This window comes from Pseudomonas poae, from assembly GCF_001439785.1.
Lineage (GTDB): Bacteria > Pseudomonadota > Gammaproteobacteria > Pseudomonadales > Pseudomonadaceae > Aquipseudomonas > Aquipseudomonas poae.
Window position 1 is genome coordinate 17,074 of record NZ_JYLI01000011.1, and the last position, 14,525, is coordinate 31,598.

Sequence of the window (14,525 nt, forward strand, 5' to 3'; positions counted from 1 at the left end):
CACTGGAGGACGCCAAGAACCCACCAAAAACGCTCCACGGCAACATCAGGGCACGTTCGATCTGACCTGTGTAAGCAATGGCTCACCTGTGTTGTGGCGAGCCCCAATGCCGTTCAGTTAAGCGCAGACTCCCCTGTGGCGAGCAGGCTTGTCCTGCGTTGGGCTGCGCAGCAGCCCCAAAACCAGGCGCTGAGCCGTATCAGATACACCGCGTTCTGCTGGATTGGGGGGCGCTTCGCACCCCAACGCGGGGCAAGCCCGCTCGCCACAATAAGCCCACGCATTTTCCTTAACTGAACGGCATTAGGGCAAACCCGCTCGCCACAGTGAGGCCTCGCCACAACCCTCTCAATTGACTGTGGCAGTCTCGGTAACAGTCTATTGCGAGACGATAATGTACTAACTGGTTACTTATGTTGCTAAAATCGCGGCCTTGCCCTCTCTCACTCGAGTCCTTTCGACATGAAACGAGCATCGCGCGCCGCTGGCGTCTCTAGATTCTTCCTGCTGGGCCTGGGCGTGATCATCGCCCTGCTCGGCCTTGCGCTTGCCGTCGGCGGCGCCAAACTGGTCAGCCTGGGTGGGTCCTGGTACTTCCTGATCGGCGGCGTGGCCATGGCGATTTCCGGGTTGCTGGTTGCCAAACGCAAAACGGCGGGCGCGTGGTTGTTCGGCGCATTCCTTGTCGGCACGGCCATCTGGGCGGTGGCGGACGTGGGCCTGGTGTTCTGGCCCCTGTTCTCGCGGCTGTTCATGTTCGCCGTGATCGGCCTGGTGGTGGCGCTGGTGTATCCGCTGCTGGCCGGCCGGCCAGCGCGTGGCGCCTATGGCGTGGCGGCCGTGTTGGCTGTCGGCGTGGCGGTGGCAGCGGGCAACATGTTTGTCGCCCACCCAAGCGTCGCCCCCACCGGCGCGGGACCTGGCGTCACGCCGGTGGTGGCGGCCGAAGCGCAGAAAGACTGGGCCCACTACGGCAACACCGAAGGCGGCAGCCGCTTCGCCGCGCTGGACCAGATCAACCGCGACAGCGTCGACAAGCTCAAGGTGGCCTGGACCTACCGCACCGGCGACGTGGCCATCAGCGACGGCAACGGCGCCGAAGACCAGCTCACGCCGCTGCAGATCGGCAACAAGGTGTTCATCTGCACACCGCACAACAACCTGATCGCGCTGGATGCCGACACCGGCAAGGAGCTGTGGAAAAACGAGGTCAACGCCCAATCGGCGGTGTGGCAGCGTTGCCGTGGCATGGCGTATTTCGACGCCACCGCGCCGCTCAATCAGCCCACCCAACCGGGCAGCTCGCCGATCATCGCCGCCAGCGTACCCGCCGGCGCGCAGTGCCAGCGCCGTCTGCTGACCAACACCATCGACGCACGCCTGATCGCCGTGGATGCCGACACCGGCCAATTCTGCGAAGACTTCGGCAGCCATGGCCAGGTCGACCTCAAGGCGGGCCTGGGCAATGTGCCAGACAGCTACTACCAACTGTCTTCGGCGCCATTGATCGCCGGCACCACCGTGGTAGTGGGCGGCCGCGTGGCGGACAACGTGCAGACCGACATGCCCGGCGGCGTGATCCGTGGTTTTGATGTGATCAGCGGCCAGATGCGCTGGGCCTTCGACCCGGGCAACCCCGAAGACAAACAGGCACCCGCCGCTGGCAGCACCTACGTGCGCAGCACGCCCAACAGCTGGGCGCCGATGTCCTATGACCCGCTGATGAACACGGTCTTCCTGCCCATGGGCAGTTCGTCCACCGACATCTACGGCGTGGAACGTACCGCGCTCAATCACAAGTACGGCGCATCGGTGCTGGCGCTGGACGCCTCCACCGGCGCGGAAAAATGGGTGTACCAGACCGTCCACAACGACCTCTGGGATTTCGACCTGCCCATGCAGCCAAGCCTGATCGACTTCACCCCGCCGGGCAGCGACAAGGCCGTGCCGGCGGTGGTGATCGGCACCAAGGCCGGGCAGATCTACGTGCTTGACCGCGCCACCGGCAAGCCGCTCACCGATGTCCAGGAAGTGCCGGTCAAGGCCGCGAACATTCCCAACGAACCCTATGCGAAAACCCAGCCCAAATCCGTCGGCATGCCGCAGATCGGCGCGCAAACCCTGCGCGAATCGGACATGTGGGGCGCCACGCCGTACGACCAGTTGCTGTGCCGCATCGACTTCAAAGGCATGCGCTACGACGGCCTCTACACCGCGCCGGGCACCGACAAATCCTTGAGCTTCCCGGGGTCGCTCGGCGGCATGAACTGGGGCAGCCTCTCCACCGACCCGGTGCACGGTTTTATCTTCGTCAACGACATGCGCCTGGGCCTGTGGATCCAGATGGTGCCGTCGCAGAACAAGGCCCTGGCCGCCTCCGGTGGTGAAGCATTGAACACCGGCATGGGCGCCGTGCCGCTCAAGGGCACGCCGTATGCGGTGAACAAGAACCGCTTCCTGTCGGTGGCCGGCATTCCGTGCCAAGCGCCGCCGTTCGGCACCCTCACGGCCATCGACATGAAGACGCAAAAAATCGCCTGGCAAGTGCCGGTCGGCACGGTTGAAGACACCGGTCCCCTGGGCATCCGCATGCACCTGCCGATCAACATCGGCCTGCCTACGCTGGGTGGCACGCTGTCGACCCAGGGCGGCCTGATCTTCATCGCCGGCACCCAGGACTTCTACCTGCGCGCCTTCAACAGCGGCAACGGCGACGAAGTCTGGAAAGCCCGCCTGCCCGTGGGCAGCCAGGGCGGCCCGATGACCTACGTCTCGCCCAAAACCGGCAAGCAGTACATCGTGGTCACCGCCGGCGGCGCGCGCCAGTCCACCGACCGTGGCGACTATGTGATCGCCTACGCCCTGCCCTGATCGTCTCCGCGCGCGATGCCCCTGTGGCATCGCGTCTCAGGTAAAAAATTCAAACTATCGCGCCCTGTGTCGTTCACAACCCTACGTTCAATGTGAAACAGGAGGCGACATGCAGTATCGACAACTGGGCCATTCGGGCTTGCTGGTATCCGAAATCGTCCTGGGCACCGTGCCCTTCGGCGGGCGCGCCGAGTTCGAAAAATGCGGCGCCGTGGATGTGCCCCAGGCCAGTCGCATGTTTGATATCGCGTTCGAGGCAGGCGTGAACATGGTCGACACCGCCGACCTGTACTCCCACGGCCTGGCCGAGGAAGTGGTCGGCAAGGCCCTGGGCGACAAGCGCCACGACATCCTGCTGGCCACCAAGGGCCGCAGCCCCGTGGACGACAACCCAAACAACTCTGGTTCCTCGCGCTACCACCTGATTCGCGCCTGCGAAGCCAGCCTCAAGCGCCTGGGCACCGACCATATCGACCTGTATCAACTGCACAACTGGGACGGCCTGACGCCGATCGAGGAAACCCTCGAAGCCCTGCGACTGCTAGTGGGTTCGGGCAAGATCCGCTACTTCGGCACCAGCAACTTCACCGCCTGGCAAATGATGAAAGCCCTGGGCAAAGCCGAGCTGCACGGCATGCTCAAGCCCATCACCCAGCAGATCTACTACACCCCGGAATCCCGCGAGGCCGAGTACGAACTGCTGCCCCTGGCGCTGGACCAGAATATTGGCACCCTGGTGTGGGGCCCGATGGGCGAAGGCCTGCTGACCGGCTCCACGCGGCGCGGACAGAAGCCGCCGGCCAATACTCGCCAGGGCAGCGACTGGCCGGAACCCTACGTGCATGACCCGGAACGCGCGCTGGACATCATCGAGACCCTTGCCGCCGTGGGCGACGAGCACGGTGTGTCGGTGGCACGCACCTGCCTGGCCTGGCTCAAGGACCGCCCGGGGATCACCTCGCTGATCATCGGCGCACGCACAGAGGAGCACCTGCGCGACAACCTGGCCGCCACCGAGTTGAAACTCACCGAGGAACAATCATCGCGCATCGAGGCCGTGACGCGGCGCCAGCCGTTGTATCCGTACTGGCATCGGTTCACCGCCGGTATCGATCGCTTTGACCCGGCCGAACAGCCGTTCCTGGCAGAGCATCGCAAGACCCTGGATGCGCGCAAGGACAAGTAGCCACGGTGAACAGCGTGCCGAGGTTGAAGGCTGACCCTGGCCAAGCCCCCTTTCCACCTGTGGCAAGGGGGTCTACCTGTCCGTTCGGTCAGTACCCACAGCGTTGCGAGCTTGGCAAACTGCCTCCCTCGACACTGCCGCTGTGCGCAGCCACACAAGGACCCAACGATGAACAGCATGGATTCCATTCTTCGCCAGTTTTCGGCTGAAGGCGCCACCCATCTCTACTCCAGTCCGCCCTCGGTATTGACCCCCGCCGACCTCTACCGGGCCAAGGACGACGCCCTTTATAGAGAGATGATCGCCGGCAGCAATATCTACCTGATCACGGCGCGCCGGCGGGTGCTGATCAATCCTTACGACCTTCAATTGCAAGGCCGCACGGTGCACGGCAGCTTTTTCCTGGTGATGGATGAGACCGGTGAGCAGCCCATCCCCTTCAGCTACGAGATCCCGCCGATCACGCCAGGGGATCGCGACGCCATCAAACAGGTGCAGGTCGCCCCCAACGGCACCCACCTGCTGATCACCACCGCCACACGCCAGGTCATCACCGCCGCCCATATCGTGGTGGCCAACGCCAGCAGTGCACTGCACACCGAGCAACGGGACATGAATGTGCTGTATGTCGGCCAGGGCCTGGGCAAGGTCAACGCACTGACCGCCGTCGACCGTTTGCTCAACCACACCACCCTGCAACGCATCCTGGCCAAAGCTTCGACCAACACCCCGGAGCTGGAAATTTCGCTGCTGCTGTATCGCTTCGAACACGGACGCACCGTGATCAGCAACGGCGGCGACCTCAACCTTGATCCCGAAGCCTGCGAGCAGGAGGATCACGCGCACTTCGAACGGCTGCGCTCGGTGCGCCTCAATCGCGATGAGGTGGTCACCCTGGCGGAAGCGGCACTGATCAACCATTTCAAGCCGCAGTACAACACGCTGCTCAAGTCCACCAACTTTGCCGCCCAGACCCACAAGAAGATCAAGCCGCTAAAAAAACTGCTGGCCAAGGGCATTACCGGTTTGACCGTGGAAATCTGCAGCGCGAACATCAACGCGCGCCTTTTCACTCGCGATGCATTGCCCCTGGAGCCGAGCGAGCTGATGCCTGCCCATGTCCTGCAGGGACAGGCGTTTGATAATGAGCAGGATAAACGCGCGTGGTCCGAACACGTGCGGGAGATGGCGCATACCCATCTGGCGCAGTTCCCGCTCACCACCCCGCAGGAGCGCGAGACGTTCATGCACGGCATGGTGTGGCTGGGGCAGACGCAGCGAGAGCGGATATGGCCGATGCATGGCAAGGCTGAATAACGCGCCCTGACACTCAGGCATCGGGAGCGAGCCCCCTCCCTCAGTTTTACAGTGTTCGGCGGACACGTTACCCCAGGCAAGCCATATGCTCCGCAATCCTGCCTCTCAACCAGCGCTCCGCCGGATCATTGTCATGCACCCCGCTCCACACCATCGACAACTGCGCCGCCTCGATCAAAAACGGCGGATCCTCAGCCCGTAAACGCGTGCCCTCGGTCAACGCACACGCCGCGTAATCCGGCACGGTCGCAATAATCTGCGTGCCCGCCAACAACGCCCGTAACCCACTGAACTGCGGCACCGCCAATACCACCCGCCGCGTGCGGCCGATACGTGCCAGGTCCAGGTCAATATTGCCGCTCAAATCCCCGGAAAACGACACCATCGCATGGGGCCGTGCGCAGTACTCATCCAGGCTCAACGGCGCGGTCCCGCCGTCTCCCCGCAGCACCTTGCAGGGAATGTCACGCAACCTCTTGCGTTTGGCATTGGCCGGCAACTCAGTGGTGTAACTCACCCCCACCGTGATCTCGCCACTGTTCAGCAACGACGACATCAACAGGTAATTGGCGCGCCGCACCACGACCACAATCCCCGGCGCTTCTTCGCGTAATTGGCTGAGCAACGGCGGAAACAGCCCGAACTCTGCGTCGTCCGACAAGCCGATGCGGAACACCGCGCAACTGGAAGAAGGATCGAAGTTTTTGGCGCGGCTGACGGCGCCCGAGATGATGTCCATGGCCGGTTGCAGCTCCTTGAGTATCGCCAGCGCCCGGGGCGTGGGTTCCATGCCGCGGCCGTTGCGCAGCAGCAACGGCTCATCGAACAGATCGCGCAAACGTCCCAGCGCCGCGCTCACCGCCGGTTGGCCCATGAAGAGTTTCTCGGCGACCCGGGTCAGGTTCTTCTCGAACATCAGCGCCTCGAAAATCACCAGCAGGTTCATGTCGACGCGGCGCAGGTCGTTGCGGTTCATGGCGGTATCCAGACGATTGACAAGGGCTCAGATAACCATGCAACGCGGGTTTTGCATTGCACCTCTGTGCTGTCTTTTTACAGCCACGCACCTGACAAAATTAACAACGATTAACTCGCCAGCCAGACGACCGGGCACCATTATCAAGCGCGTCTACACTGCATTCATTCACCGGGAACGCTCCCATCGAAAACGGATATTCGTCATGGCCCGACTTGAGTATTGCGCCCCCCGTGCGCCCACCCCCGGCGGTTTGTGCCCGCGACGTGAACGCATCGCCAAACAACTGATCCTCGCCCACCTCGGTGAAAGCCTGGCGATTGCCGACCTGGCCCAGGCCTGTGCGTTGTCGCGCAGCCATTTTTCCCGCGCGTTCAAATGCACCACGGGGCTGTCGCCCCAGGAATGGATCCGCCAGCAACGCATCCAGCGCGCCAAGGAGCTGATCACCGGGTCGTCCTTGAGCCTCACGCAGATCAGCCTCGAATGCGGGTTTTGCGATCAGGCGCACTTCAGCCATATCTTCACCCGCAGTGAAGGCATCAATCCCATGACCTGGCGAAATCACCACTCGCGCCCGGTTATCGCCGCCTAGTGGTCGGTGCCGGTGTGGACTATGCTGGGCACCTCCGTCTTATCGAGCATGGCCGTCCATGAACGACCTCAGCGACCAGGCCGTGCACTTTGGCCCCTATCAGGTGCACCCGCGACAGCGCCGGGTGCTGGAGGCCGGTCGCCCGTTGCGCCTGGGCCGGCGTGCGGTGGACATCCTGCTGGTACTGCTGGAGCACGCAGGCGATGTAGTGAGCAAGCAGGCACTGATCGCGCGGGTCTGGCCCACCAGCGTGGTGGAGGACGGCAACCTGCGTGTGCACATGGCGGCGCTGCGCAAGGCCCTCGGCGACGGCCAGGCCGGGCAGCGCTATATCGTGACGGTCGCCCAGCGCGGCTACAGTTTTGTCGCGCCCCTGAGCATCGAGCCCATGACCCTGCCCCATGACGGTCCACGCCCCGGCCACAACCTGCCGCTGCGCCGCACCCGCATGATCGGGCGCCAGGCGCTGATCGACACGCTGGTACAGCAGCTGCCCCGACAGCGCTTTATCACCCTGACCGGCGCGGGCGGCATCGGCAAGACCACCGTGGCCCTGCGCGTGGCGGAGCTGCTGATAGGGCATTACCGCGACGGCATTCGTCTGCTGGACCTCGCACCGCTCAGCGCGCCGTCGATGATTGTGCCCAACCTCGCCGCCCTGCTCGACCTCACACCCGCCGCCGATGAGCCGCTGCCGAGCATCGCCCGTAGCCTGCACGAACGCCAGTTGCTGCTGGTCATCGACAACTGCGAGCACCTGCTCGATGACATCGCCCTGATCAGCGAAACCCTGCTGCGCCACGCGCCCGGGCTGCACATCCTAGCCACCAGCCGCGAAGCCCTGCGCGCCGACGGTGAACAGGTGCAACGCCTCGACCCGCTGGCCTGCCCGCCCGCCACCGGCAACCGCGCCCAGGCCCTGGGTTACCCGGCCATGCAGCTGTTGATCGAGCGTGCCATGGCCCATCAGGACAGCTTCGCCTTGAGCGACGCCGAACTGCCGCTGGCGATTGAGATCTGCCGGCGCATGGACGGCATTCCCCTGGCGATCGAACTGGTCGCGGCGCAGGTCGAGCGCTTCGGCCTGCCGGGCCTGCTGGTGCAGATGCAAGACACCTTCCGCTTGCAGGCCCCTGACCGACGCAACGCCCTGCCCCGCCAGCAAACCCTGCGGGCCACGCTGGATTGGAGCTTCGACCTGCTCAGCGCCTGCGAACAGAGCTGCCTGCGCCGCCTCGCCGTTTTTCGCGGAGGCTTCAGCCTGGCCAGCGCGACAGCGGTGAGCGCCGACGCGCAGCAGGCGCCGGCCGATGTGCTCGGCTCAATCACGCAACTGGTCGCCAAGTCCCTGCTGAATGTGGAGCCTGGCGACGACGAAGTGGTGTACCGCCTGCTGGACATCACCCGCAGCTACGCGCTGGAAAAACTCACCCTGGCGGCTGAGCTCGACGCCACCCGCGAACGTCATGCCACGCGCTGCCTGGTGCTGATGGAACAGGCCCGCGAAGATTGGGAGCTGACCGCAACCCAGGCCTGGATCGACCGCTACGCGCCGCTGCGCGAAGACATCCGCGCCGTCCTCGACTGGGGCCTGGGCGATGGCGGCGCGCACGTGCTGGGGATTCGCCTGACGGTCAGCGCCATGCCGCTGTGGCAAGAGCTGTCACTGCTGCGCGAACACGCACTGTACGTGGGCAAGGCACTGGCCCTGATGCAGCGGGCCCAGGTGCCGTGCACGCAACTGGCGATGCAACTGCAACTGGCGCTGGGCAGCCTGTCCTATCACGCCATGGGCGGCGCCCCGCAGACCATTGACGCCTTCGTCAGCGCCCGACGGCTGGCCGAAACGCGCGGGGATATCGCCGGCCAGTTGCGCGCGGTGTCCGGCCATATGGCGGTGAGCCTGTGCGCGGGTCGCTACCGTGAAGCCTTGAGCATGAGCACTCAGTTCGATCGCCTCGACCCGCGCACCGACCCGCTGCAGGACTTGAGCGCCCAGCGCCTGCGCGTGCTCGCGCAGCATTACGCAGGCAACCAGGCGCTGGCCCGACACAATGCCGAGCAGGTGATCCAGCGCATGGCCCAGAGCGGCCATCTCAATCGGTTTACCCACGCTTTTGGCGTGCAATATGACCAGAGCGTCGCCTCCCTGACCGTGCTGGCGCGGGTGTTATGGCTGCAGGGCTTGCCCGAGCAGGCGTGGCGCACCGCCAGCCAGGCCCTGGAGCTGGCGGTGCAAATCAACCATGGCACCACCCTCTGCTACACCCTGGCACTGGCCGGCGTGGTGATTGCCCGTTACAACGGCGATGAAGCGTCAGCGCAGTCATTGCAGGCGCTGCTGGTGCAGCAGGCGCACAAGCATTCGGCGCAGTTGTTCCAGACCTGGGCGCAGCTGTATTCCCAGCACCTGTCGATAGACGCCGTGCAGGGCCTGGACCTGGTCAAGGACATCCTGATTACCCTGGGTGTGGGGCGCGTGGATGATGCCGGGTTCGAGCGGGTGCGCAGCGGCGATGGCGGCTGGTGCGCGCCGGAGATTTTGCGCCTGCGCGCCGAGGCATTGCCCGACAGCGCCGCCGCCGAGTCGTTGCTCCTTGACGCCCTGGGCCTGGCCCATCAGCAAGGCGCCCTGGCCTGGGAGTTGCGCTGCGCAACCTCACTGGCGCGGCTGTGGCAGCGCCAGGGCCGGCGGCAGGCTGCGCACCCCTTGCTGAGTTCAGTCTATGCGCGCTTTACCGAAGGCTTTGCCACTCAGGACCTAATGAGCGCAGGCCGCCTGCTCGATGAGTTGCAAGACAAACGGCTGGCCTGAAAACGGCCCCAGGCCGTGCCCATAGTGCTGCTGCAAACGCGCCACCTGCTGCGGGTCGCGCAGCTGTGCCAGGGCGTAGCTGCGCACGCAGTTGAGCAGGCGATAACGCCGCGTGCCAGGGCCCGGTTCCACCCGCAACAGCGAGGTGTCGACCAGTCGCGCGAGCAGGTAAGGCAGGTCGGCGTGTGCAAGCTCGGTGCCGGCGATTCGCTCGGTCAATGCGGGCAAGGTCAGCGCCATCCGAAACAGCCCCAACTGCAGGAACAGCCAGCGTTCGGGCACGCTCAAGCGCGCGTAGCTCCAATCCAGCGCGGCGGTCAGGGACTGATGCCGTTCGACCGCCGTGCGGCGGCCACGGGCCAATAGTTGCAGGCCATGGCGCAACTGCGCCTGCACGCCCTGCACGCCCAGCGCATGAACCTGAGCGGCGGCCAGTTCCACGGCCAGGGGAATCCCGTCCAGACGTCGGCAGATATCACGCAGCGCCGGCAAGTCCTGCGCACGCAGGACAAAGCCCTGCTGAGCGGCCTGCACCCGGGCCACAAACAGTTGCACCGCCGGGCACGCCATGGCTTGTTCAACAGAGGTGCAGGCTGCGGACATTGCCAGGCCCGGCACGCGTTGCACCCATTCTTCCGGCAACCGCAAGGCTTCGCGGCTGCTCAGCAGCACCGTCACCTGGGGCGCCTGCTGCTGCAGGCAGCGCACCAGGTGACGGCAGGCGCCGAGCAGCAGGTCGGCGCCATCGAGCACCAGCAGTAGCTGGCGCACAGCCAATTGACGGCACAATTGAGCGACGGTGTCGCAGGGCGACAGCTGCAATGCACTGCACACCTGGCGCAGCATCGATTGCGGCGACGCGACTGTGGCCAGCTCCACCCACCACACGCCATCGCGGTAGCGCGGCAGCATGCGTTCGGCCAGCGCCAGGGCCAGCGTGCTCTTGCCGATGCCGGCGCAACCGGTGAGGGTCATCAGGCGTTGCCCGCACAGGCGTCGCCCCAGGGCACCCAACAGCTCGGCGTGACCGATCAGCGGGCTGAGCCGGGCCGCGAGGTTATGGCGCGGGATCGCTGGAGCATCGACGGTTTGCAGTGGCGCGACAAAGCAGTAGCCGCGCTGCGGGTCATTGACGATGCAGCGCTGCCCGTCCAGCGCGCGGCGCAGTGCCGCGATGTGCACGCGCAGGTTGTTTTCTTCCACCACGCTGCTCGGCCACACGCGTGCGATCAGCGTGTCCTTGCCGACAAACTGGCCGGGGGCCTCCAGCAACACCGCCAGGATATCCAACGCCCGACCGCCCAACGGCACTGGCCAGCCGGCCTTGCTGACCAGGCGCTGTTGCCGGTGAAAGGTGTAGGGGCCGAAACTCAGCGTCGGAGCATTATTCATCGGTGCGCAGCGCTGGAACACCCGACCTTGGGCGTCTGCGCATCCTTTTCCAGGGGCCTGGCGTTATCTTGCCAGTTGCTCGGGACAGGACAATCCCGGCACGGGGAACCAGACGGACATTGGTGTGCCTGAGACGGACAATCGCGCCTTAACTGAACTGCTGACGGTACTGGGTGGGGTTCAGGCCGAGTTTTTCGCTGAACAAAAAGCGCATGTGCCGCACGCTGCCAAAGCCTGCGTGGAAGGCCACGGTCTTGAGCGGCAGGTCGGTGGTTTCCAGCAGGTGCCGGGCGCGATCGATGCGCGCGCCCTGCAGGAACGCCATGGGCGTCATCTGCACTTCCTTGGCAAACAGCCGCGCAAAATGCCGCGCGCTCATGCCGGCCAGCGCTGCCATCGAATCGATGCCAAACGGCTGGTCCAACTGCGCCAGCACCTGGTTCTGCACGCGGGTAATCGCGGTTTCGTGGGGCGCCACTGCGGCGGTCATCGGACTGAACTGGGCCTGGCCGCCCTGGCGTTTCATCACCACCAGCAGCACCTTGGCCACGTCCACCGCAACCTGCTTGCCATGGTCCTGGGCCACCACCGACAGCGCCAGGTCGATGCCAGCGGTGACGCCGCCCGAGGTGATCAGACGGCCGTCCTGCAGGTAGATGTGGTCGGTCTCGACAGTGGCCTGGGGAAAGCCCTTGATCAGCCGCTCGGTGTAGTGCCAATGGGTTGTAACGCGACGACCGTCGAGCAGCCCGGCATGCCCCAGCACAAAAGCGCCGGTGCAGATCGAGCCATAGCGCCCGGCACGTGGCGCGGCGGCCTTGAGCCAGGGCAACAGCGCCGGATGGCATTCGTTGTAGGCGCCGGGGCCGCCGGGCACCAGCAGCAAGTCGTAAGCGCCGCCGGCCTGATCCAGCAGCAGATCGGGCTGCACCTTCACGCCATTGGAGGCGACCACCTGGCCCGCATCGATGCCGAGGGTGACGATCCGATAATGGTCCGCCGCCGGCAGGTAGCGGTTGGCAATCGAAAACACTTCGAGCGGACCGGCCATGTCGAGCAGCAGGAAATCCGGAAACAGCACCATGGCCACGGTTTTCATCGTTTCAATATCCATCGCGAGGGAAAGCGACGGCCATTATGGCATGGCTTTTACTGTCAACTATGGCGAGACAGTTATTCAGCTTTCATCTTCTTAATGAATATCTGCGTAACCATTAACCTTCTTCTCAACGCCAGCGCCCTGCATGTCGCAGCCCGCGCTCATTTGAGGACACCACCATGCTGACCCTTCGCAACGCTTCCGAACGCGGCGCCGCCAATCACGGTTGGTTGAAGTCGTTCCACACCTTCTCCTTCGCCAGCTACTGGAACCCCGCCGAACAGGGTTTTTCCGACCTGCTGGTGATCAACGATGACCGCGTCGCCGCCGGCAAGGGCTTTGGCCAACACCCGCACCGCGACATGGAAATTTTCTCCTACGTGCTTGAAGGCGCCCTGGAACACAAGGACACCCTGGGCACCGGCTCGGTGATCCGCCCCGGCGATGTGCAACTGATGAGCGCCGGCAGCGGCGTGGCCCACAGCGAGTTCAACCACAGCCAGCGCCTGGGCGTGCACTTCCTGCAAATCTGGATCGTGCCGAACGTGTCCGGCGCCGAACCGCGCTACCAGCAGGAACACTTCAGCGAGGCGCAAAAACGCGGACGGTTGCAACTGATCATCTCGCCGGACGGCGCTGACGGCTCGCTGCAGGTACGCCAGGACGCGCGAGTGTATGCGGGGCTGTTCAACGGTGACGAAAGCGCGACCCTGGACGTGGCGAGCGAGCGTCACCTGTATATCCATGTGGCGCGCGGCAGTGTCGAGGTCAACGGCCAACGCTTGCACGAAGGTGACGGTGCCCGGGTGCGTGACGAGCGGCAGATCCAACTGCGCCAGGGCAAGGACGCCGAGGTGCTGGTGTTCGACCTGAGACCCCATGAACTGCCGCAGATGCCATGATCATCCCTGGCACCAGGCGCCCCTCTGTGGCGAGCAGGCTTGTCCTGCGTTGGGCTGCGCAGCAGCCCCAAAACCAGGCACTGAGCCGTATCAGGTACACCGCGTTTTGCTGGATTGGGGGCGCTTCGCACCCCAACGCGGGGCAAGCCCGCTCGCCACAAGGGTGGCGGTCACCGGAGGGTTAGATACCCTGCCCGAACCGCCGAATGGCCAGGCAATACCCTACCAACGCCAAGGCCGCCAGCAACCCGCCCGCCGCGCCGATCCAGGCGAAACCGAAGTGGCTGCCGACCCAGCTGCCCATCAGGGCACCGCCGCCGATACCGATGTTGTAAATGCCGGAAAACATCGCCATGGCCACGTCGGTGGCGTCCGGTGCGAGCACCAGCACTTTGGACTGCATGGCCAGACCAAAGCCCATGATCGCCATGCCCCAGAAAATGCTCAGCACCACCAGGTAGGACTCGGCGCCGCTCAGCGGCAGCATCAGGGCCAGGCAGGCGGCGAGGATGAACACCGCGCCGACCACGAACAGATGGGGATTGAAACGGTGCACCAGGCTGAACAGCAGCGAGCCGATGATGCCCGCGCCGCCGAACACCAACAGGATCAAAGTGACCGCGCTGCCGCTCATGCCAGCCACGCCTTCGACGAAAGGTTCGATGTAGCTGTAGGCGGTGAACTGCGCCGTCACCGTCAGCGCGGTGAGTACGTAGAGCGCCACCAGCGCCGGACGCTTGAACAGCAGTGGCAGGCTGCGCAGCGAACCGGAATTCTGGCTCGGCAGCAGCGGCAAGGTGCGCGCCAGCCAGAACACCAGCGCGGCGGCAAACGCGCCGATCACCAGAAAGGTGGTGCGCCAGCCCATGGCTTCGCCGAGCAGGCGGCCCAGAGGAATGCCCAATACCATCGCCAGTGAAGTACCGGTGGCCAGCAGGCCCAGGGCCTGCACCTGCTTGCCTTGCGGCGCCAGGCGCACCGCCAGCGAGGCGGTGATCGACCAGAACAGGGCATGGGACAACGCAATGCCGACACGACTGACCATCAACAGGCCGAAGCTGGTGGCGACGCTGGAGAGGACATGGCTGGCGATGAACATGGCGAACAACACGATCAGCAATTTGCGCCGCTCGATGTTGCGCGTCAGCAGCATCACCGGCAACGAGGTCAGCGAAACGATCCAGGCATAGATGGTGAGCATCAGGCCGACGTTGGCAATCGGCATGTCGAAGCTGGCACCGATGGCGCTGAGCAGGCCGACCGGCACGAATTCGGTGGTATTGAACACAAAAGCGGCCAGCGCGAGGGCGATGACCGGCTGCCAGTTGGGCTGGGGTGTAGCGGCTGAAAGGCTCATGGAACGGCGAGGTAC

Annotated in this window: 10 protein-coding genes; 6 read left to right on the forward strand and 4 right to left on the reverse strand. The window is 64.6% G+C overall.

The window, feature by feature from the left end; all coding sequences use genetic code 11:
- Positions 1–462 precede the first annotated feature (462 nt).
- The 3 genes from TU75_RS14520 (at position 463) to TU75_RS14530 (ending at position 5,374) form a co-directional block, all read left to right on the forward strand.
- Positions 463–2,871, forward strand: a complete 2,409-nt coding sequence (locus TU75_RS14520) for a glucose/quinate/shikimate family membrane-bound PQQ-dependent dehydrogenase (protein ID WP_015372320.1) — start codon at positions 463–465, stop codon at positions 2,869–2,871.
- Between the two features lie 109 nt (positions 2,872–2,980).
- Entirely contained in the window at positions 2,981–4,057 is a 1,077-nt protein-coding gene (locus tag TU75_RS14525; RefSeq protein WP_060549311.1) for an aldo/keto reductase, read from the forward strand.
- 177 nt (positions 4,058–4,234) lie between these two features.
- Complete coding sequence (locus tag TU75_RS14530; protein WP_231981952.1) at positions 4,235–5,374, forward strand: hypothetical protein; 1,140 nt, start codon at positions 4,235–4,237, stop codon at positions 5,372–5,374.
- Positions 5,375–5,441: 67 nt separating this feature from the next.
- Here the strand turns inward: TU75_RS14530 and TU75_RS14535 are convergent, their stop codons facing one another.
- Complete coding sequence (locus TU75_RS14535) at positions 5,442–6,350, reverse strand: LysR substrate-binding domain-containing protein (protein ID WP_060549313.1); 909 nt, start codon at positions 6,348–6,350, stop codon at positions 5,442–5,444.
- Positions 6,351–6,555: 205 nt separating this feature from the next.
- Here TU75_RS14535 and TU75_RS14540 point away from each other — a divergent pair, with 205 nt between their 5' ends.
- Positions 6,556–6,945, forward strand: a complete 390-nt coding sequence (locus TU75_RS14540) for a helix-turn-helix domain-containing protein (RefSeq protein ID WP_003239297.1) — start codon at positions 6,556–6,558, stop codon at positions 6,943–6,945.
- A 58-nt stretch (positions 6,946–7,003) separates the two neighbouring features.
- Positions 7,004–9,760, forward strand: coding sequence for an ATP-binding protein (locus TU75_RS14545; RefSeq protein WP_060549314.1), 2,757 nt, complete (start codon positions 7,004–7,006; stop codon positions 9,758–9,760).
- Here the strand turns inward: TU75_RS14545 and TU75_RS14550 are convergent.
- Together TU75_RS14550 and TU75_RS14555 are read right to left on the reverse strand one after the other, a co-directional pair.
- Positions 9,707–11,152 carry an ATP-binding protein gene (locus TU75_RS14550; RefSeq protein WP_060549407.1) on the reverse strand — a complete coding sequence of 482 codons (1,446 nt, stop codon included), beginning with the start codon at positions 11,150–11,152 and terminating at the stop codon, positions 9,707–9,709. The two genes, TU75_RS14545 and TU75_RS14550, sit on opposite strands and share 54 nt — an antisense overlap.
- Positions 11,153–11,300: 148 nt before the next feature.
- Positions 11,301–12,251, reverse strand: coding sequence for a GlxA family transcriptional regulator (locus TU75_RS14555; protein WP_060549315.1), 951 nt, complete (start codon positions 12,249–12,251; stop codon positions 11,301–11,303).
- 179 nt (positions 12,252–12,430) lie between these two features.
- Here TU75_RS14555 and TU75_RS14560 point away from each other — a divergent pair, with 179 nt between their 5' ends.
- Positions 12,431–13,153 (forward strand): pirin family protein, encoded by a 723-nt coding sequence (locus TU75_RS14560; RefSeq protein WP_060549316.1) that lies wholly within the window; start codon positions 12,431–12,433, stop codon positions 13,151–13,153.
- A gap of 181 nt (positions 13,154–13,334) precedes the next feature.
- On the opposite strand, the gene TU75_RS14565 is transcribed toward TU75_RS14560, so the two are convergent.
- Positions 13,335–14,510: a sugar transporter gene (locus tag TU75_RS14565; RefSeq protein WP_003237572.1), complete on the reverse strand. Its 1,176-nt coding sequence runs from the start codon at positions 14,508–14,510 to the stop codon at positions 13,335–13,337.
- Between the last annotated feature and the right edge of the window lie 15 nt (positions 14,511–14,525).